Raw genomic sequence first — 20,331 nt, 5'->3', positions numbered from 1 at the left:
ATCTGTATCATGACGTATTCATTCTCTCTGATGACTGGTTGGTGGCGTACTTCTCCCTGAACGGGCGAGGTTGTCATGCACGGTCAATACGTAGTGCAGATACTCAAGCCCGCCTGATGCGGGCTTTTTTTTGAGCAAAAAACAGAGAACATCACATGCAAAATGCCAAACCTACAGTGAAGTTGATTACCGGCAACGCACCTTACCGCGAAGATCCGGCCGCTGTTTTTCATCAGCTGTGTGCCGCCCGTTCCGAGACTCTGCTGCTGGAATCTGCGGACGTTGACAGCAAGCGCAACCTGAAAAGCCTGCTGATTGTGGATAGCGCCCTGCGCATTAGCGCCCTCGATAACCGGGTACAGGTGCAGGCACTGTCTGAGAATGGTCGCGCACTCCTGCCGCTGCTGGATGCCGCGCTGCCCGAATCGGTTGAGAACAGCGTGCGCCCGGATGGCCGCGAACTGGTGTTCCCGATTAATCACGCTTTCCTCGATGAGGACGCCAATCTTCGTGCGCTGTCGGTCTTTGATGCATTACGCCTGATCCCACAGCTGGTTAATGCCCCGGCAGAAGAGCGTGAAGCCGTGCTGCTCGGCGGCCTGTTTGCTTATGATCTGGTGGCAGGTTTTGAGTCACTGCCGGAATTAAAGAATGAACAGCGCTGCCCGGATTACTGCTTCTATCTGGCAGAAACGCTGCTGGTGATTGACCATCAGACGCAAAGCGCGCGACTGCAGGCCAGCCTTTTCACCCATTCACCTTCAGAATTTATGCGCCTGCAAAGCCGCATTGAGCAGCTGCACGGTCAGATGCTGCAGCCTGCCAGCGCACTGCCGGTGAAGACCGTCGAAAGTATGACGCTCAGCGTCAGCCAGAGCGATGAGGATTACTGCCAGGTGGTGCGCCAGATGCAGGATGCGATCCGCATCGGCGAAATCTTCCAGGTGGTGCCATCCCGTCGCTTCTCACTGCCCTGCCCGTCGCCGCTGGCCGCCTATGACACGCTGAAGAACAGTAACCCAAGCCCGTATATGTTCTTTATGCAGGATCGCGAGTTCAGCCTGTTTGGCGCTTCGCCGGAAAGCTCACTCAAGTATGACGCCATCAGCAACCAGATTGAAATCTACCCAATTGCCGGCACCCGCCCACGCGGCCGCCATGCGGATGGCTCACTGGATCGCGACCTCGACAGCCGCATCGAGCTGGAAATGCGCACTGACCATAAAGAGATGGCCGAGCATCTGATGCTGGTTGACCTCGCCCGTAACGATCTGGCGCGTATCTGCGAGCCGGGAACGCGTTATGTGGCAGACCTGACCAAAGTTGACCGTTACACCTTTGTCATGCATCTGGTCTCCCGCGTGGTCGGCCAGCTGCGTGCGGATATTGACGTGCTGCACGCTTACCGTGCCTGCATGAACATGGGCACTCTGAGCGGCGCACCAAAAGTCCGCGCTATGCAGCTGATTGCCAAAGCCGAAGGCACCCGTCGCGGCAGCTACGGTGGTGCCGTTGGTTACTTCACCGCCAGCGGCGATCTGGATACCTGCATTGTGATTCGCTCTGCCTACGTCGAAGACGGCGTGGCAACGGTTCAGGCCGGTGCCGGGGTGGTTCTGGATTCCAATCCGCAGGCGGAAGCGGATGAAAGCCGTAATAAGGCGCGCGCGGTTCTGCGTGCCATCGCGACAGCGCACCATAGCAAGGAGATGTTCTGATGGCCGATATTCTGCTGCTCGATAACTTCGACTCATTTACCTACAACCTCGTCGACCAGTTACGTGCCTTTGGCCATAACGTGGTGATTTACCGTAACAACGTCCCGGCGGACCAGCTGATTGCCCGTTTGCAGCAGATGGAAAATCCGGTCCTGATGCTTTCTCCCGGTCCGGGCGCACCGTCAGAAGCGGGCTGTATGCCAGCGCTGTTACAGGCCTTACGCGGCCAGTTGCCGATTATCGGTATCTGCCTCGGCCATCAGGCGATTGTTGAAGCCTATGGCGGCCACGTGGGTCAGGCGGGCGAAATCCTGCACGGCAAAGCCTCTGCGATTGATCATGACGATCAGGGCATGTTTGCCGGGCTGAACAACCCGTTACCGGTAGCACGCTACCACTCGCTGGTCGGCAGCAATATTCCCGATGGATTAACGGTTAACGCCACCTATAACGGCATGGTGATGGCCGTCCGTGATGACGCCAACCGTGTCTGTGGCTTCCAGTTCCATCCGGAATCTATTCTTACCAGCCAGGGCGCACGCCTGCTGGAACAAACTCTTGCCTGGGCGCTGGCGTGATCAAGGAGACAGCAATGAACACTATTCTGGAAAAATTATACCAGGCCGAGATCCTGACGCAGGCAGAAAGCCACCAGCTGTTTTCGGCGATTATTACCGGGCAGCTGGAGCCAACCCAGCTGGCGGGAGCGCTGATCGCCATGAAGATCCGTGGTGAACGTCCTCAGGAGATTGCCGGGGCAGCCACCGCCTTGTTAGAAGACGCTAAACCTTTCCCGCGCCCGGACTATCCGTTTGCGGATATTGTCGGGACCGGCGGTGACGGCAGTAACAGCATTAATATTTCCACCGCCAGCGCATTTGTTGCCGCCGCGTGCGGATTGAAGGTGGCGAAGCACGGTAACCGCAGTGTTTCCAGTAAATCGGGTTCGTCAGATTTGCTGGCCGCTTTCGGTATCAGCCTGGATTTACCCGCAGTGCAGGCACGCCAGGCACTGGATGATTTAAACGTGTGTTTCCTGTTTGCCCCTCAGTATCACAGCGGTTTTCGCCATGCGATGCCGGTGCGTAAAGAACTGAAGACGCGTACCATCTTTAACGTGCTCGGCCCGTTGATTAACCCGGCACGTCCGCCGCTGGCAGTGATCGGTGTTTACAGCCCGGAGCTGGTGCTGCCGATTGCTCAGACGTTGAAAGTGCTGGGTTACCAGCGTGCGGCAGTCGTGCATGGCGGGGGGATGGATGAAGTGGCTCTGCACAGCGCCACTCATGTGGCCGAACTGCGTGACGGCGAGATCACCAGCTATCAGTTAACGGCTGAAGATTTTGGCCTGAGCTACCATCCGCAAGAGGCGCTGGCCGGGGGTTCACCGGAAGAAAACCGTGACATTTTAACCCGTTTACTCCAGGGTAATGGCGAGCTGGCGCACGAAGAAGCCGTGGCGGCAAACGTCGCCCTGTTGCTGAAAATTTTTGGTCATGAAGACTTACGACACAATGCCCAACAGGCGCTGAAAACCATTCGCAGCGGCAAAGCCTACGAGCACGTGGTCGCACTGGCAGCAAGAGGATAATCATGCAGGAAACCGTACTCACTAAAATCGTTCAGGATAAAGCAATCTGGCTGGCAGAACGTCAGCAGCAGCAGCCGCTGGCCACCTTTCAGAACGACATCACACCCTCCACGCGCAGCTTTTACGATGCGCTGAAAGGTGCGCGCACCGTCTTTATTCTGGAATGTAAGAAGGCTTCGCCCTCAAAGGGCGTGATCCGTGAAGACTTTGACCCGGCGGTGATTGCCGGCGTGTATAAGCATTATGCCTCTGCCATTTCGGTGCTGACGGATGAGAAATACTTCCAGGGAAGCTTCGATTTTCTGCCGATCGTCAGCAGTATTGTCACCCAGCCGGTACTGTGCAAAGACTTTATTATTGACCCGTATCAGATCTACCTGGCGCGCCATTACCAGGCCGATGCCATCCTGCTGATGCTCTCCGTGCTGAACGACGATCAGTATCGCCAGCTGGCTGCCGTGGCGCACAGCCTGAACATGGGCGTCCTGACGGAAGTGATCAGCGATGAAGAGCTGGAACGCGCCACCGCGCTGGGTGCCAAAGTGGTCGGCATTAATAACCGTGACCTGCGCGATCTCTCCATCGATCTGGACCGCACCCGCCGCCTGGCACCGAAAGTGGCGCATGGCGTCACGGTGATCAGCGAGTCCGGCATCAACAATTATGCGCAAGTGCGCGAACTGAGCCACTTTGCTAACGGCTTCCTGATTGGCTCGGCGCTGATGTCAGAAGATGACCTGGCTGCCGCCGTGCGTCGGGTGATTATCGGCGATAACAAAGTCTGCGGCCTGACGCGTGCCGAAGATGCCCGCAACGCGCTGGAGGCAGGTGCACTGTATGGCGGCCTGATCTTCGCCGAGGGTTCCCCTCGCCAGCTCAGTATCGAACAGGCTCAGCAGATTATCCCTGCCGCTGCACTGAAGTATGTCGGCGTGTTCCGTAATAATGTCATCAGTGACGTTGTCACCTGTGCGCAGCAGCTGAATCTCTCCGCCGTACAGTTGCACGGCGACGAAGACCGCGACTACGTCAGCCAGTTACGCAGCCAGCTACCGGAAACGGTAAAAATCTGGAAAGCGTTCAGCATCAGCGACAGCCTGCCTGACCGTGACTGGGCTGGCGTTGACCGCTACGTCTTCGACCACGGAAACGGGGGCAGCGGTCAGGCGTTTGACTGGTCACTGCTTGCCAACCAGTCGCTGGACAATGTGCTGCTGGCCGGTGGTCTGGGTGCAGAAAATTGCGTACAGGCGGCACAGCTTGGCTGTGCGGGCCTCGACTTTAACTCCGGCGTGGAAAGTGCCCCTGGAGTGAAAGATGCCGGTAAAATTGCTTCCGTGTTTCAGACACTGAAAGCCTACTGATAAAGAGAAACGACATGACCCGATTAAATCCGTATTTTGGTGAGTTTGGCGGCATGTATGTGCCGCAGATCCTGATGCCTGCACTGCTCCAACTGGAAGATGCCTTTATCAGCGCTCAGAGCGACCCGGCGTTCCAGGCGGAATTTACTGACCTGCTGAAAAACTATGCTGGCCGCCCTACCGCACTTACGCTGTGCAAAAACCTGACGGCAGGCACCAAAACCCGCCTGTATCTGAAGCGTGAAGACCTGCTGCACGGCGGCGCGCACAAAACTAACCAGGTGTTGGGCCAGGCACTGCTGGCGAAACGCATGGGGAAAAAGGAGATTATCGCTGAGACGGGTGCCGGTCAGCATGGCGTGGCGTCTGCACTTGCCAGCGCACTGCTTGGCCTGAAATGCCGCATCTATATGGGCGCGAAAGATATCGAACGCCAGTCTCCTAACGTATTCCGTATGAAGCTGATGGGTGCGGAAGTGATCCCGGTTCACAGCGGTTCCTCAACGCTGAAAGATGCCTGTAACGAAGCGCTGCGCGACTGGTCGGGCAGCTATGAAACCGCTCACTATATGCTGGGTACCGCAGCGGGCCCGCATCCGTTCCCGACCATCGTGCGTGAGTTCCAGCGCATGATTGGTGAAGAGACCAAAGCGCAGATTCTGGAAAAAGAGGGTCGCCTGCCGGATGCGTTGATTGCCTGTGTGGGTGGCGGCTCTAACGCCATCGGTATGTTTGCTGATTTTATTGATGACACCAGCGTTGGCCTGATTGGCGTTGAACCGGCGGGGCACGGGATTGAAAGCGGCGAGCACGGCGCGCCACTGAAGCATGGCCGCGTGGGCATCTATTTCGGGATGAAAGCCCCCATGATGCAAACCCACGATGGCCAGATTGAAGAGTCTTACTCTATTTCTGCCGGTCTCGACTTCCCGTCCGTCGGCCCTCAGCACGCCTATCTCAACAGCATTGGCCGCGCTGATTACGTTTCTATTACGGATGACGAAGCGCTGGATGCCTTTAAAACACTGTGCCGCAGCGAAGGGATTATCCCTGCGCTGGAATCGTCACACGCGCTGGCCCATGCCCTGAAAATGATGCGTGAAAACCCTGAGAAAGAGCAACTGCTGGTGGTGAATCTTTCCGGCCGTGGTGACAAAGACATCTTCACCGTGCATGACATCTTTACCGCTAAGGGAGAAATCTGATGGAACGTTACGACCTCTGTTTTAAACGCCTGGCAGAACGTAAAGAAGGCGCTTTCGTGCCTTTCGTTACCCTCGGTGACCCGAATCCTGAGCTGTCATTGCAGATTATTGATGCGCTGGTGGCCGGAGGCGCGGATGCCCTTGAACTTGGCATCCCCTTCTCCGATCCGCTGGCGGATGGCCCGACCATTCAGAATGCCAATCTGCGCGCCTTCGCCGCCGGCGTGACGCCATCACAATGCTTCGAGATGCTGGCCGCCATTCGCCAGAAATACCCGGAACTGCCGATTGGCCTGCTGATGTACGCGAACCTGGTGTTCTCAAACGGCATCGATAATTTTTATGCCCGCTGCCAGCAGGCTGGCGTTGATTCCGTGCTGATTGCGGATGTGCCGGTGGAGGAGTCCGCCCCCTTCCGTCAGGCGGCGATGCGCCATAACGTCGCCCCGATCTTTATCTGCCCGCCGAACGCCAGTGACGATCTGCTGCGTGAAATCGCCTCGCACGGCCGGGGGTATACCTACCTGCTGTCACGTGCTGGCGTCACCGGCTCCGAAACCCGTGCCAATCTGCCGTTGAAACATCTGGTCGATAAGCTGCGCGAATACCACGCTGCGCCTGCCTTGCAGGGCTTTGGCATTTCTGAACCTTCACAGGTTAAAGAAGCGATCGCGTCCGGTGCCGCCGGGGCGATTTCAGGCTCGGCGATTGTCAAAATCATTGAGCGGAACGCCTCCCACCCCGACGTGATGCTGAAAGAGCTGACTGCCTTTGCCAGCTCACTGAAGGCCGCCACCCGCAGCTAATCTCTGTTAATGCCTTATTCCTGTGATAAGGCATTATTTTCTTTCTGTTTGTCACAATCCTGATTTGCTTTCTTTCCTTCTGTGAACAACTATTATTGTGAACCGCAATCACGCGGATGACTGCCTTTTGATGATGACAGGGAGAGATGCAATGAAATTGTTTAAAGTCTTATCGGGTATGGTTATTGCCGCTGTTGTGGCACTGTCCGTCAGCGCCTGCGCGCCTACGGCAACCAAAGAAGGTACTGGCGGGTATATTGACGATACGGTAGTAACGACTAAGGTGAAAGCCGGGTTGCTGAATGATAAATCACTGAAGTCCACGGAAATCAACGTTGAGACCTTTAAAGGCCGCGTGCAGTTAAGTGGTTTTGTCAGTTCACCGCAGGCGGCAAACCGCGCCGTACAGGTCACACGTGGTGTGGCGGGTGTGAAATCGGTGGTAAACAATATGCAGATTAAGTAACGAACTGTATAAAAGAAAAAGGCGCGAACTTCGCGCCTTTCTTGTTTCTGGCCCAGACAGGCTTAGAAACGGTAACCCGCCCCGAAGAAGAACACGAACGGATTAATGTGTGTATCAATACTCTGATGACCTGCCGTCTGAGAGTCGAAACTGACTTTAGTATTAATATCCATGTACCACAGTGACGCATTCAGCATCCAGTCAGGCGTTAATTGATAATCCAGGCCTAACTGCCCCGCCACGCCCCAGGAGTTTTTCACTTTCAGGTTACTCAGCCCTGCCGCTCGCCCGGTGTCGTTAAAGTCCGTGTCATAGAACATGGTGTAGTTAACACCGATACCGGCATAAGGCTGCCATTTGCTGGTATTGCCCATGAAGTACCACTGTGCCATTAACGTTGGCGGCAGTTGATGAACTGTTGCCAGTGTTCCGGTGGCCTGTAGTCCAACGTGATGTTTGAACGGTGTGGCACCCAGCAACTCAATACCAATGTTGTCCGTCGCCATATAGGTAAAAGTCAGACCAAGCTGGGTATTGTTATCAATATCGAACTCCCCCAGCCCCATCACATTATCTGAGCCACCGGTCGGGCGCACAGTCGCTGAACCGGCGCGCATAAAGAAGTCCCCGGCTTGGTGGGCGGAGGCAACAGCAGGCAGTAGGGTAACAAGGGCCAGTGCCAGTGCTTTCAGTTTCATAACCATTCCTTTTGTCGAATTGTTGTCAGCATGTGGCCTGCTACGAGGCCTTAGTGCGAAATCACGAACATATTTACGCTTATTTACGCAAAAGGTCATGTGAATCAATCCGTATAAACTTGATAAAAAACATAGGGTTGATTTAGATCAATTTTGCCCAATTAACCCCGGGATTAATCTTAGTGATCCAGAGAGGGAAAATGAGAAATGACACAACGTCAGCTCAGACGCAGGGAAATGTCACGCAGCAGCGCGTGAAAGCTGCGGTAATACCTTCTTAAATCGAAAGTTATGTCAATCTGAGTGCCAGCACCCCATGAGAGCATGTACAATCGCCGGGTCTATAACACCGGCCTTTCAAGGAGAGTACATGTCTATCACGGCGGGTTCGCTATACCGTGACACGGGGAATTTTTTCCGTCATCAGTTGGTTACCATTACACTGATGGCGCTACTGACCTCATTTATCACCATGATGCTCGGCAAGGCTTTTACGCCTGATGCCGATCAAATGCAGATCCTGGGTGACGGTGCTGCAGGTTCGGCCGGCAGCCTGATGGAAATGATTCAAAACATGTCGCCGGAACAACAAAAGGTGCTGCTAAAAGCCTCCGCTGCGGGGACTTTTGCTTCACTGGTAGGGAATGTGCTGCTGCTGGGCGGCATGCTGTGCCTGATCCCGATGGTATCATCCGGTCAGCGTGTCAGTGCACTGCGGGCCATTGGTGCTTCAGCTCCGCTATTACCGCGCCTGCTGCTGCTGACGTTCCTGATGACGTTAGTGATCCAGCTTGGCTTTATGGTGCTGGTGGTGCCGGGTGTATTGCTGGCCGTGACGCTGGCGTTGTCACCAATCATCATGAACACAGAGAAAATCGGCGTTTTTGCGGCCATGCGCACCAGCGTTCGCCTCGGATGGAGCCAGATGAAACTGGTGGCACCGGCTGTTGTTCTGTGGATTGTGGCGAAACTGGTTGTGCTGCTGCTGGCATCTTCATTGCTGTGGTTGCCACCTGACGTCGCCTCCGTCCTGTTGAACGCCATTAGCAATCTGATTTCAGCCATACTGATTATCTATTTGTCACGCCTGTATATGCTGTTACGTTAATTCATCGGGAATGCCTCGACAGAGTCATTCCCGATTCATAATATTCCGGTTTAGTCTGTTATTTGGAAGCCGCTATGAAGCAGTTACTCGACTTTCTTCCGCTTGTAGTGTTTTTTGTTTTCTACAAGTTGTACGACATTTTTGTTGCCTCTGGTGCACTGATCGTTGCCTCAGGTCTGGCGCTGGTCGCCAGCTGGCTGCTGTATCGCAAGCTGGAAAAAATGTCGCTGATCACCTTCGCACTGGTGGCTATTTTTGGCACCCTGACGATTGCGTTGCATAACCCGGACTTTATCAAATGGAAAGTCACCATTATTTACGGTCTGTTTGCTGTCGCACTGCTGTTCAGCCAGTGGTTTATGAAACAACCTCTTATCCAGAAAATGCTGGGCAAGGAGATTCAACTGCCAGAATTTGCCTGGCGACGTCTGAATATCGCCTGGGCGCTCTTTTTCCTTGCCTGCGGACTGGCCAATATCTACGTGGCGTTCTGGCTTTCCCAGGACATCTGGATGAACTTTAAAGTCTTCGGTCTGAGTGCGTTAACGCTGCTGTTCACATTATTAAGCGGTGTCTATATTTACCGTCTGATGCCACAACAAGAAGAAAAATAAGCGTTAAATGCCCGACGGAACCCCCGATCGGGCAAGTGGGTTATTTGAAATCAGCAATGTCAGGAACATAACAATGAGCGAAGAACTAAGAACACCGCAGGGTGAGATGGTGCTGCGCACCCTCGCCATGCCAGCAGACACCAATGCCAACGGTGATATATTCGGTGGCTGGCTGATGTCGCAGATGGATATGGGCGGCGCTATTCTGGCCAAAGAGATTGCCGGGGGACGTGTGGTCACCGTGCGCGCTGACGGGATGACCTTTCTGAAGCCGGTCGCGGTGGGTGATGTCGTCACCTGCCATGCACGCTGCATTCGCACCGGCACCAGCTCCATCACCATTAATATTGAAGTGTGGATAAAGAAAGTGTCGTCAGAACCCATCGGGCAACGCTACTGCACCACCGAAGCCGTGTTTATTTACGTCGCCGTCGACCCGGACGGAAAACCGCGCTCCCTGCCGGATGATAAAATCAATTTCACGCTAGATATCCAGCAGTAACTCACTTTAAAAATTGATTTTTGGCAGAACACTTTAATTAGCGAGTAGATTTTGCATTAAAGCAAGGCGGCAATTGAGCTAATCCCCGGGAGCTTACATCAGTAAGTGACCGGGGTTAGCGAGAGCAGCCAACGCCGCTATGGTACAAAAGATGCTGGCTAATTTTATTCGATGCTGGTGCCGCCGTTAATCTTGAAGACAATATTCATCGTAATGTCCTTGCCGGGCTTGCCTGCTTCATAGCGCCATTTGCGCATCGCCAGCTTCACCTCCCGCTCAAACATGTTACGAGGTTCGGCAGACAGGATACGAATGTTATCGACCTGTCCTGAGCTATCGACGTCAAACTGCACGCGTACACGCCCTTCCACACGCAGCGCAAAGGCGCGTGACGGATAGGACGGCTTACCGACGGTCAGCGCCCGTGGGCCTGTTGAAACGGCCGTAGACGGCGCCTGAGAGGTCTTCGGTGCCGTGGATGGCTTTGTCTGCTCGGTCGGCCGGGTTTCCACCGGAGCAGCAGGACGCGGTTTCACTTCCTGCTTCGGCTTCACCACTTCTTTCTTCACCGGCTTCGGTTTAGGTTTCGGTTTCGGTTTCGGTTCCGGTTTCGGGATCGGCACGGGTTCAGGCTTGGGTGGCTCCGGGGCAGGTTCAGGTTCCACTACCGGCTCTGGTTCAGGTTCAACAACAGGGGGGGCGGGTTGCGGTTCCGGCTGCACCTCAGGTGCCACCATCGACACGCTAATCGGCTGAGACGCTTTGGGCATTTCGACCACCTGATGAAATGAGGCGTACAGCAGTGCCCCGATCACCGAACCATGCAGTACGATCGAGATCAGCAATGGCAAAGGTGAGCGGCGAGGTAGATCAGTTGTTAGCGTCGTCATAATCTTTCTGGTCAAAATGTGAAGGGGTGATTTTAAATGCAAATAGCAATCAATTTCAATAACCGCTCACGATCAATCGCGGATTTACGCTTTTAAGGGCAACAACCTGACCTTTATCAAGGGCAAATTATCTTTCATTTGCACAAATGTTAACGATCACTTAACGTGATGCCGAATCTCATCCCCGACAGGAGTTCTGAAGGTGCTCTACGTAATTTACGCTAAAGATAATGCTGACTCACTGGATAAACGCACCGCTGTGCGCCCTGCTCACCTTGCACGCCTGCAGTTACTGCGTGATGAAGGTCGTCTGATTATTGCTGGCCCAATGCCTGCGGTGGACAGTAATGAACCTGGCGTGGCGGGTTTTACCGGGTCGACGATTATCGCCGAGTTTCCTTCACTGGAAGCAGCACAATCCTGGGCTCAGGATGACCCTTATATCGCTGCTGGCGTGTACAAAAAGGTGGATGTTAAGCCTTTCAAACGCGCGTTTTAATCTCGGCCGGCGGTTCGGTGAACCGCCGGAAGCACGGCGAGCATCAGTGATGCTGAGTAATAAACAGAATTGAACGACGCTGCAGTTGGCTGACCAGATGTCGGAAAGAGTGCATGCGGCCATAACGACGTGACTGCCCTTCTAACCAACGTGCCCGGCGACGCTGAACCTGGCGACTCATGCGCCAGCGCGCAACTTCATTTCTGCTTCGTCTCATTACACCCTCAGTCTGTTGCTCTGTGTACGGTAAAAACTCGCGACGCATTATAGACCTTTCTTTTCCCTCACAAGGTCCGATGTCTTTAGGCTGATGATGGTTTAAAGGTTCCCAGCGTTGTCATCTGCACGTAAACTCCAAAGACTTTCGCGTGAACAGGACTTTCACTTAATGACCACTTTTTACACCGTGATGAGCTGGCTGCTGGTATTTGGTTACTGGTTACTGATTGCCAGTGTGACCTTGCGCATTCTGATGAAGCGCCGCGCGGTGCCCTCTGCCATGGCATGGCTGCTGATTATCTATATCCTGCCGCTGGTGGGTATTATCGCTTATCTCTCATTCGGTGAACTTCATCTGGGGAAACGCCGTGCAGAGCGCGCGCGCACCATGTGGCCTTCCACGGCCCGTTGGCTCGCCGAATTGAAATCCAGTCATCATATTTTTGCTGAAACCAACAGTGACGTTGCCCGTTCACTGTTTCAGCTGTGTGAGAACCGTCAGGGGATCGCCGGGGTAAAAGGCAATCAGCTGCAACTGCTGACCAGCACTGACGATACCCTGCGCACGCTGGTGCGTGATATCCAGCTGGCACGCCATAACATTGAAATGGTGTTCTATATCTGGCAGCCCGGCGGACAGGCCGATGAAGTGGCGGAAGCACTGATGGCAGCGGCACGCCGGGGTGTTCACTGTCGTTTAATGCTCGATTCCGCAGGCAGCGTCGACTTTTTCCGCAGTCCGTGGGCGGCCATGATGCGCAACGCCGGGGTCGATGTGGTGGAAGCGCTGAAAGTCAGCCTGCTGCGTGTTTTCCTGCGCCGTATGGACCTGCGCCAGCACCGGAAAGTCGTGTTAATCGATAACTATATTGCCTACACCGGCAGCATGAACCTGGTCGATCCGCGTTACTTTAAACAGGATGCGGGCGTCGGCCAGTGGGTGGATTTGATGGCGCGGATGGAAGGCCCGGTCGCCACCACAATGGGAATTATCTACTCCTGCGACTGGGAAATTGAAACCGGTAAGCGTATTTTACCGCCACCGCCCGATGATAATGTGATGCCGTTTGAAGCCGAGAGCGGCCACACCATTCAGGTGATCGCCTCAGGCCCCGGCTTCCCGGAAGATATGATCCATCAGGCGCTGCTCACTGCGGTCTACTCTGCGCGCGAACAGCTGATCATGACCACGCCCTATTTCGTACCCAGTGACGATTTGCTGCATGCGATCTGTACGGCCGCGTACCGGGGCGTTGAAGTCAGCATTATTGTGCCACGGCACAATGACTCCGTACTGGTCGGCTGGGCCAGCCGAGCCTTCTTTGGCGAACTGCTGGACGCCGGTGTGAAAATCTATCAGTTCGAAGGCGGTCTGCTGCATACCAAAAGTATTCTGGTGGATGGGCAACTTAGCCTGGTGGGGACGGTAAACCTGGATATGCGCAGTCTGTGGTTGAATTTCGAGATTACTCTGGTGATCGATGATGATGGCTTTGGCAGCGATCTGGCACGCGTGCAGGATGATTATATCGCCCGTTCACGTCTGGTTGACGGAAAACGCTGGTCACGCCGTGCTTACTGGCAGCGCATCGTTGAACGACTGTTTTACTTCTTCAGTCCATTGCTGTAAAACGAGCGAAAATGCACAACCCCCCGGGGCACGACAGGACATATTATGGATTTGAACAACCGCCTTACCGAAGACGAGACGCTGGAACAGGCTTACGATATTTTCCTTGAGCTGGCGGTCGATAATCTCGATCCTGCCGACGTCATTCTGTTCAACCTCCAGTTTGAAGAACGCGGCGGCGCAGAGCTGTATGATCCTGCTGAAGACTGGGCAGAACATGTCGATTTCGACCTGAACCCTGACTTTTTCGCTGAAGTCGTGATTGGACTGGGCGAAGAAGACGGCGAACCGATTACCGACGTGTTTGCCCGCGTGCTTCTCTGCCGCGAGAAAGACCATAAACTCTGCCATATTTTGTGGAAAGAGTAAGCCCTCTTACGGCTATCAGGCCCGGTTAATCCGGGCCTTCTTTATTTTTATCGCCCAGTCTCCCCCCGCACCCTTTGCAGAAATGCGCATCATCCTCATGGCCCGTCTGCTTACACACGGTGCAGTGACGCCGGTGACGATTACGCTGCATTACCTCCGTCATATACGAGCTCATCACCCCAGTCGGTATAGCGATCAGTGAATAACCGAGCAAGATCAGTATTGATGAGATCATCCGGCCCAGCGGTGTATGTGGCGTAATGTCTCCATAACCGACCGTGGTCATGGTCACCACCGCCCAGTAGACGGCAACCGGCAGGCTGGTAAAACCGTTCTCCGGCCCTTCAATGACATACATCAATCCGCCAAAAACGCAGAGCAATATCATTACCCCGCCGAAGAACAGCGAGAGCTTTTTCCGCGCACTGACCAGACTGTCCCACAGCACATTGGCAGAGCCCATATAGCGCAGTAGCTTTATCAGCCGAAGCAGGCGCAACACACGCAGCAGCCTTATCGCCATCATGTAACGTAGGGCGATATCCGGCCAGAGCCAGAAGATATACAACGGCAGCGTGGTGATCAGATCGACAATGCCAAAAAAACTGAAAACATACCGCATGGGGCGTTCCGTGGTCAGTAACCGCAGCACATATTCCAGACTGAAAAGCAGGGTAAAAGCATACTCAAGCAGGAGAAACACCGAGGCTTCTTTCAACTGCAGGGTTATTTTGTGTGGTTCCGCCGACTCAATAAACAGCGTCATCACACTGACCAGTGTCGTAATAACCCAGAAAATTTCAAACCGGCGACCCGCCGGGCTGCTCACATCAAACAAAAAAATATAGAGGCGCTGACGCCAGCTCCGATCCTGTTTAGCCATCTGCATGCCCTCCGGCCATCCTTTGCGAATCTGTATTACTAGAAGGGGCCAGACGGAAGATCAAGCAATATGCGGATAAACAAAAAAAACCCGCATTGAAAGCTCAATGCGGGAAGATAACGAGAGGGTTGTGACGAACGGTCAGAGCGGATCCACTTTCAGGCAGGAGACAGCGTGACGGAAACTGCCCTCCAGCAATGGCCGTGTTTTCGCGCACTCCGGCCCGGCAATCGGGCAACGTGTGCGGAACACGCACCCGGATGGCGGGTTGATCGGTGATGGCAGTTCCCCTTCCAGCAGTTGAATCACCTTCTGCTTTTCCAGATCGGGGTCGGGAATGGGTACCGCTGACATCAGCGCCCGCGTATAAGGATGCTGCGGATTCTGATACACCTCATCATAGGTGCCCAGCTCCACGGCATGCCCGAGATACATCACCAGCACGCGGTCAGAAATATGTTTTACGACAGCCAGATCGTGCGCGATAAAGATCAGTGACAGCCCCATCTCACGCTGCAACTTTTGCAGCAAATTCACCACCTGCGCCTGAATAGAAACATCCAGTGCCGATACCGGTTCATCACAGATAATCAGTTTTGGTTCGAGGATCAACGCGCGTGCAATACCGATACGCTGACACTGTCCACCCGAAAACTCATGAGGATAACGGTTGATCAGGTTAGGCAGCAGCCCCACCTTCAGCATCATCTCTTTCACGCGGTCTTTCACTTCCTGGCGCGGCATACGCGGGTGATAGGTGCGCAGCGGCTCCGCAATAATCTCTCCGATATTCATACGCGGATTCAGCGATGCCAGCGGGTCCTGGAAGATCATCTGGATATCGCTGCGCGCGGCACGCCATTCGTCTGCACTCTGCCCTAACAGATCGCGCCCCAGCCAGGCCACCCTGCCGTCTGTCGCTTTCACCAACCCGATAATCGCGCGCGCCAGCGTGGATTTACCGCAACCGGACTCACCCACCACGCCCAGGGTTTCTCCCTCGTACAAACGCAGGCTGACGCCATCAACGGCTTTCAGCGTTTTTGGCGGTTGCCAGAACCACTGACGTCCGTCTTTGATATCAAAATGCACCTTCAAATCGGCGATTTCGAGCAACACTTTTTTCTCAGCAACCGTTGTCATACCAACGCCTCCACGGGCTTAAAGCAGGCACGCAGCCGTCCGTCACCAAACGCCTCAAGAGGCGGCGCGCTGGCACAGATATCCATCGCATGCGGGCAGCGTGGCTGGAACGGGCAGCCTTTCGGTAGGCGTGACAGATTTGGCGGATTACCAGGAATGGTCATCAGTGTGTCGCCCTCATCAGCATCCAGACGCGGGACTGCATTCAACAGGCCAATGGAGTAAGGGTGTGACGGATGATAGAAGACGTCACGCGCTTTTCCATACTCCATCGTACGCCCTGCGTACATCACCATCACCTGGTCACAGATCCCTGCAACCACACCCAGATCGTGGGTGATCATAATAATCGCGGTGTTAAATTCGCGCTTCAGTTCGTTCAGCAGGGTCATAATCTGCGCCTGCACCGTCACATCAAGCGCGGTCGTCGGCTCATCCGCAATCAGCAGCTTTGGCCGACACAGCAGCGCCATGGCGATCATCACACGCTGACGCATTCCCCCTGAGAATTCGTGGGGAAACATTTTCATGCGTTTGCGGGCTTCCGGCATTTTTACCGCATCGAGCATACGGACTGACTCTTCAAACGCCTGTGCCCCGCTCATGCCTTTATGCAGTTGCAGCACTTCCATCAGTTGCTCACCGACACGCATATACGGGTTCAGCGAGGTCATCGGGTCCTGGAAGATCATCGCAATTTGTTCGGCACGCAGCTTGTTGAGCTGTTTTTCCGGCAGATTAAGGATCTCACTACCGTTGAAACGTGCTGAACCACCGATGCGGCCGTTGCTGGCCAGCAGCCCCATCAGGGCAAATGCGGTCTGCGATTTTCCCGATCCGGACTCGCCGACAATGCCAAGGGTTTCACCCGCACTCAGGCTGAAATTCAAATCGTTCACTGCCGTGACATCGCCATCGGGAGTGCTGAACGTCACACGCAGATCTTTCACATCCAGCAGCCGTTCGCTTCCCTGGGTCTTTGCCATTGCTGGCTGAAGTTCAATTACGCTCATAGGGAAACTCCTTAACGGTCTTTCGGGTCGAGGGCATCACGCAGGCCATCGCCAATAAAGTTGAAACAAAACAGGGTAATCACCAGGAAACCGGCCGGATAAAGCAGCAGCCAGGGTGAAACCTCCATCGAGTTAGCACCGTCGCTGAGCAACGCACCCCAGCTGCTCAGCGGTTCCTGCGTGCCGAGGCCGAGGAAGCTCAGGAAGGATTCAAACAGGATCATGCTCGGCACCAGCAGTGAGGCATACACCACGACCACGCCCAGTACATTGGGAACGATATGGCGCAGCACGATATTCAGCGTCGACACGCCGCCCACTTCCGCCGCTTCAATAAACTCTTTACGTTTCAGGCTCAGGGTCTGTCCACGCACAATACGTGCCATATCCAACCACGACACCATACCGATGGCGACGAAAATCAGCAGAATATTTTGACCAAAGAAGGTGACCAGCAGGATAACGAAGAACATAAACGGGAAGGAGTTGAGGATCTCCAGAACACGCATCATCACGGAGTCGATTTTACCGCCCAGGTAGCCCGCCAGTGTGCCGTAAAGTGTTCCCAGCACCACCGCCACCAGCGCCGCAGCAATCCCCACCATTAAGGAGATACGCCCGCCAATGGCGACACGCACCAGCAGATCACGCCCTGACGAGTCGGTGCCCATATAGTGGCCCGAACTCATGTCTGGTGCCGCTGACATCATTGCCCAGTCGGTGTCGTCATAAGTAAACGCAGACAACATCGGAGCGAAAATGACAAACAGGGCGACCAGCAGCAGCACAAACAGGCTGGCGACCGCCGCACGGTTATGGATAAAACGGCGGCGCGCGTCCTGCCACAGGCTGCGTCCTTCGATCTCTAGCTTTTCACTGAAGTTATCCAGAGCTTCGCTGTTTTTCTTAACAAAAATCATCTCCAGCTCCTGGATCAGTAACGAATTTTTGGATCGATGACCGCATACAGCACGTCAACAATCGCATTGAACAGAATGGTCAGCGCCCCGACCAGGATCGTCAGGCTTAATACCAACGAATAATCTCGATTCAGCGCGCCGTTAACAAATAGCTGACCAATACCTGGCAGACCATAAATGGTTTCAATCACCATTGAACCGGTAATGATGCCGACAAAGGCCGGGCCAAGGTAAGACAGGACAGGCAACAGCGCGGGTTTCAGCGCGTGGCGCAAAACGATGCGGTGCATCGGCAGCCCTTTGGCGCGTGCGGTGCGAATAAAGTTGGAGTGCAGCACTTCGATCATCGAACCACGAGTAATACGCGCGATGCTGGCGATATAGGCCAGCGACAGCGCCACCATCGGCAGGATCATAAATTTCAGCGCCCCGCCATTCCAGCCTCCTCCGGGCAACCACTTCAAGGTAATGGAGAACAGCAACACCAGGAGCGGCGCGACCACGAAACTGGGGATGACGATCCCGGTCATTGCCACGCCCATAACGGCATAATCCCATTTGGTGTTTTGTTTCAGCGCGGCAATCACGCCAGCACTGACGCCCAGTACCAGGGCAAACAGAAACGCAGCCGCCCCCAGTTTGGCCGACACAGGGAATGACCCGGCCACCAGATCGTTGACCGTATAATCTTTGTATTTAAACGATGGACCAAAATCCCCGTGCGCAAGCTGCTTCAGATAACTGAAGTACTGCGTCAGGATCGGATCGTTTAAATGATATTTGGCTTCAATATTTGCCATGACTTCAGGTGACAGCGTGCGCTCGCCGGTAAACGGACTTCCGGGAGCCAGACGCATCATAAAAAAGGAGATGGTGATCAGAATAAATAACGTCGGGATCGCTTCAAGAAAACGACGAAAAATAAATTTTAACATTGCCCTACCTGCCCGGCTTACTGCCTCAGCACTGCTCTATAAAAGATCTGCCGGGGAGAGTTCCCCCTCCCCGGGAACGACCATTAATGTTTAATGATGTACAAGTTTTTATCGTAGACGTTATCCAGCGGATCTTTACCGGTATAGCCGCCGACGTAAGGTTTCACCAGACGGGCATTGACGTAGTAATAGACCGGCACGATGACGGAATCCTTATCGAGGATTTTCTCAGCATCGGCATAACGGGTAGCGCGGGTCGCTTCGTCCGGTGATGCCAGCGCGTCATCCATCGCCTTATCGAAGGCCTCACTCTTATAGTGGGAGGTGTTGTTGCTGCTGTTTGACTGCATGGTGCCTAAGAAGGTGGTCGGTTCGTTGTAGTCAGCGCACCAGCCTGCACGAGCTACATCAAAGTTGCCCTGGTGACGGGTGTCGAGGAAGGTTTTCCACTCCTGATTCTCCAGTTTAACGTTCACACCCAGGTTTTTCTTCCAGATCGACGCAGCAGCAATAGCCAGCTTCTTATGCAGATCGGAGGTGTTATACAGCAGGTTGAAGGTCAGTGGTTTATCCGCTGTGTAACCGGCTTCAGCCAGTAATTTTTTCGCTTCTTCGTTACGTTTTTCCTGCGACCAGCCAAACCACTCTGGTGGCGTCAGCTTAATACCTTCGGTGTAAGGCGGAGTGTAGCTGTAGGCAGGCAGATCGCCCTGTCCTTTCACTTTGTTAACGATAATGTCGCGATCAATACCCAGTTTCAAAGCAGCACGAACGCGAGGATCGTTGAACGGAGCTTTCTGGTTATTGATTTCGTAGTAGTAAGTACAGAGATAAGGGTCAACATGCACTTCGGTCGGGATATCTTTTTTCAGCTTCTGGAATAACTCAATCGGCATGTTGTTGTAGGTCATATCGCTGCCGCCGCTGCGGTAGCGGTTAACATCGGTCACTTCAGAAGAGATCGGCAAGAAGGTGACTTTATCCAGTTTGGTTTCTGCGTTGTCCCAGTAATCGGTATTACGTACCAGAACAATACGTTCGTTCACTACCCACTCGGAGAGTTTGAAGGCGCCGTTGCCCACCCAGTTAGCGGGCTGAGTCCACTTATCACCAAATTTGTCTACTGCCGCTTTATTCACCGGAGACATGGAAGGATGGATCAGCAGCTTATAGAAATAAGGTACGGGTTCGCTCAATGTAACTTCCAGCGTATGCGCATCGATCGCCTTCACGCCCAGCGTGTCCGGGCTTTTTTTACCCGTAATGATATCGTCGATGTTCTCAAGATGGCCGTACTGCAGGTAACTGGCGTAAGGAGAAGCTGTTTTCGGATCGGAGAGGCGCTGCCAGCTGTAAACGAAGTCCTGTGCCGTTACCGGCTCACCATTGGACCATTTAGCATTATTGCGCAGGTGGAATGTCCACACCTTGCCATCTTTATTGTCCCAGCTCTCGGCCACGCCTGGAATCGGGTGCCCCTGCGGGTCACTGATAACCAGACCTTCAAGCAGGTCGCGGTTGACGTTAGATTCAGGCACGCCTTCTATTTTATGCGGGTCCAGCGACTGTAATTCAGCACCGTTACCTTTAACCAACTCCTGCTTAGCAGCCAGTTCGACTCCTGCTGGCACGGAGGCTGCAAACGCCTGCTGTGCTGTCATTGATCCCAGAGCCGCCATCACGCCAGCGGCGATCAGACTCTTCTTCGTGATGTTGATCATTTTTTACCTACTCCAGTTTTTATTAATACCAACGAGT

Annotated in this window: 20 protein-coding genes, 1 pseudogene and 1 other annotated feature; of the genes and pseudogenes, 12 read left to right on the top strand and 9 right to left on the bottom strand. The window is 54.1% G+C overall.

Annotated features, from left to right (window positions below; translation table 11 throughout):
• Positions 1-33: 33 nt before the first annotated feature.
• Positions 34-132 (top strand) — a sequence feature (Trp leader region).
• 23 nt (positions 133-155) lie between these two features.
• From FVB43_RS09065 to FVB43_RS09035, 6 genes and pseudogenes are all read left to right on the top strand, one after another.
• Positions 156-1,718, top strand: a complete 1,563-nt coding sequence (locus tag FVB43_RS09065; RefSeq protein WP_167863800.1) for an anthranilate synthase component 1 — start codon at positions 156-158, stop codon at positions 1,716-1,718.
• Positions 1,718-3,309, top strand: a pseudogene (gene trpD, locus FVB43_RS24595) (bifunctional anthranilate synthase glutamate amidotransferase component TrpG/anthranilate phosphoribosyltransferase TrpD). The gene FVB43_RS09065 and the pseudogene trpD overlap by 1 nt, the downstream one beginning before the upstream one ends.
• A gap of 2 nt (positions 3,310-3,311) precedes the next feature.
• Positions 3,312-4,673, top strand: coding sequence for a bifunctional indole-3-glycerol-phosphate synthase TrpC/phosphoribosylanthranilate isomerase TrpF (trpCF, locus tag FVB43_RS09050; RefSeq protein WP_133841892.1), 1,362 nt, complete (start codon positions 3,312-3,314; stop codon positions 4,671-4,673).
• 14 nt (positions 4,674-4,687) lie between these two features.
• Positions 4,688-5,878 carry a tryptophan synthase subunit beta gene (gene trpB / locus FVB43_RS09045; RefSeq protein ID WP_133841891.1) on the top strand — a complete coding sequence of 397 codons (1,191 nt, stop codon included), beginning with the start codon at positions 4,688-4,690 and terminating at the stop codon, positions 5,876-5,878.
• Positions 5,878-6,684, top strand: a complete 807-nt coding sequence (trpA, locus tag FVB43_RS09040) for a tryptophan synthase subunit alpha (RefSeq protein WP_159336553.1) — start codon at positions 5,878-5,880, stop codon at positions 6,682-6,684. The genes trpB and trpA overlap by 1 nt, the downstream gene beginning before the upstream one ends.
• Before the next feature lie 151 nt (positions 6,685-6,835).
• Positions 6,836-7,150: a BON domain-containing protein gene (locus FVB43_RS09035; RefSeq protein ID WP_133841889.1), complete on the top strand. Its 315-nt coding sequence runs from the start codon at positions 6,836-6,838 to the stop codon at positions 7,148-7,150.
• A 62-nt stretch (positions 7,151-7,212) separates the two neighbouring features.
• Here FVB43_RS09035 and ompW read toward each other — a convergent pair whose 3' ends face one another.
• Complete coding sequence (ompW, locus tag FVB43_RS09030) at positions 7,213-7,848, bottom strand: outer membrane protein OmpW (RefSeq protein WP_159336552.1); 636 nt, start codon at positions 7,846-7,848, stop codon at positions 7,213-7,215.
• 370 nt (positions 7,849-8,218) lie between these two features.
• Here ompW and FVB43_RS09025 point away from each other — a divergent pair, with 370 nt between their 5' ends.
• The 3 genes from FVB43_RS09025 (at position 8,219) to yciA (ending at position 10,072) form a co-directional block, all read left to right on the top strand.
• Positions 8,219-8,956, top strand: coding sequence for a YciC family protein (locus FVB43_RS09025; RefSeq protein ID WP_133841887.1), 738 nt, complete (start codon positions 8,219-8,221; stop codon positions 8,954-8,956).
• Positions 8,957-9,030: 74 nt separating this feature from the next.
• Positions 9,031-9,570 (top strand): septation protein A, encoded by a 540-nt coding sequence (locus FVB43_RS09020; RefSeq protein WP_159336551.1) that lies wholly within the window; start codon positions 9,031-9,033, stop codon positions 9,568-9,570.
• Between the two features lie 73 nt (positions 9,571-9,643).
• The gene (gene yciA / locus FVB43_RS09015) at positions 9,644-10,072 is read left to right on the top strand and encodes an acyl-CoA thioester hydrolase YciA (RefSeq protein ID WP_133841885.1); all 429 of its coding nucleotides are present in this window, start codon (positions 9,644-9,646) and stop codon (positions 10,070-10,072) included.
• A gap of 164 nt (positions 10,073-10,236) precedes the next feature.
• Here yciA and tonB read toward each other — a convergent pair whose 3' ends face one another.
• Positions 10,237-10,962 carry a TonB system transport protein TonB gene (tonB, locus tag FVB43_RS09010; protein WP_197931265.1) on the bottom strand — a complete coding sequence of 242 codons (726 nt, stop codon included), beginning with the start codon at positions 10,960-10,962 and terminating at the stop codon, positions 10,237-10,239.
• A gap of 202 nt (positions 10,963-11,164) precedes the next feature.
• Between tonB and FVB43_RS09005 the strand changes: the two genes are divergently transcribed.
• Positions 11,165-11,461, top strand: a complete 297-nt coding sequence (locus tag FVB43_RS09005) for a YciI family protein (RefSeq protein ID WP_133841884.1) — start codon at positions 11,165-11,167, stop codon at positions 11,459-11,461.
• Between the two features lie 43 nt (positions 11,462-11,504).
• On the opposite strand, the gene FVB43_RS09000 is transcribed toward FVB43_RS09005, so the two are convergent.
• Positions 11,505-11,678 (bottom strand): YciY family protein, encoded by a 174-nt coding sequence (locus tag FVB43_RS09000; RefSeq protein ID WP_133841883.1) that lies wholly within the window; start codon positions 11,676-11,678, stop codon positions 11,505-11,507.
• A gap of 171 nt (positions 11,679-11,849) precedes the next feature.
• On the opposite strand from FVB43_RS09000, the gene cls reads away from it, so the two are divergent.
• Entirely contained in the window at positions 11,850-13,310 is a 1,461-nt protein-coding gene (gene cls / locus FVB43_RS08995; protein WP_133841882.1) for a cardiolipin synthase, read from the top strand.
• A gap of 45 nt (positions 13,311-13,355) precedes the next feature.
• Positions 13,356-13,679 carry an HI1450 family dsDNA-mimic protein gene (locus tag FVB43_RS08990; protein ID WP_048915935.1) on the top strand — a complete coding sequence of 108 codons (324 nt, stop codon included), beginning with the start codon at positions 13,356-13,358 and terminating at the stop codon, positions 13,677-13,679.
• A 25-nt stretch (positions 13,680-13,704) separates the two neighbouring features.
• On the opposite strand, the gene FVB43_RS08985 is transcribed toward FVB43_RS08990, so the two are convergent.
• The 6 genes from FVB43_RS08985 to oppA all read right to left on the bottom strand — a co-directional run bounded on the left by FVB43_RS08985 (position 13,705) and on the right by oppA (position 20,294).
• Positions 13,705-14,562, bottom strand: a complete 858-nt coding sequence (locus FVB43_RS08985) for an ion transporter (RefSeq protein ID WP_133841881.1) — start codon at positions 14,560-14,562, stop codon at positions 13,705-13,707.
• Positions 14,563-14,703: 141 nt separating this feature from the next.
• Positions 14,704-15,705, bottom strand: coding sequence for a murein tripeptide/oligopeptide ABC transporter ATP binding protein OppF (oppF, locus tag FVB43_RS08980; RefSeq protein ID WP_133841880.1), 1,002 nt, complete (start codon positions 15,703-15,705; stop codon positions 14,704-14,706).
• A complete protein-coding gene (gene oppD, locus FVB43_RS08975; protein WP_133841879.1) occupies positions 15,702-16,718 on the bottom strand; it encodes an ABC transporter ATP-binding protein in 1,017 nt (338 codons plus the stop codon). Before oppD ends, oppF begins: the two co-directional genes overlap by 4 nt.
• Before the next feature lie 11 nt (positions 16,719-16,729).
• Positions 16,730-17,638, bottom strand: a complete 909-nt coding sequence (oppC, locus tag FVB43_RS08970; RefSeq protein WP_133841878.1) for an oligopeptide ABC transporter permease OppC — start codon at positions 17,636-17,638, stop codon at positions 16,730-16,732.
• A 14-nt stretch (positions 17,639-17,652) separates the two neighbouring features.
• Entirely contained in the window at positions 17,653-18,573 is a 921-nt protein-coding gene (oppB, locus tag FVB43_RS08965; protein ID WP_062743122.1) for an oligopeptide ABC transporter permease OppB, read from the bottom strand.
• An 83-nt stretch (positions 18,574-18,656) separates the two neighbouring features.
• Entirely contained in the window at positions 18,657-20,294 is a 1,638-nt protein-coding gene (gene oppA, locus FVB43_RS08960; protein ID WP_133841877.1) for an oligopeptide ABC transporter substrate-binding protein OppA, read from the bottom strand.
• Positions 20,295-20,331 lie beyond the last annotated feature (37 nt).

The organism is Erwinia rhapontici, assembly GCF_012271765.1.
Lineage (GTDB): Bacteria > Pseudomonadota > Gammaproteobacteria > Enterobacterales > Enterobacteriaceae > Erwinia > Erwinia rhapontici.
Note: the sequence above shows the minus strand (reverse complement) of the source record. Positions and strands in the feature narration are given on the sequence as shown.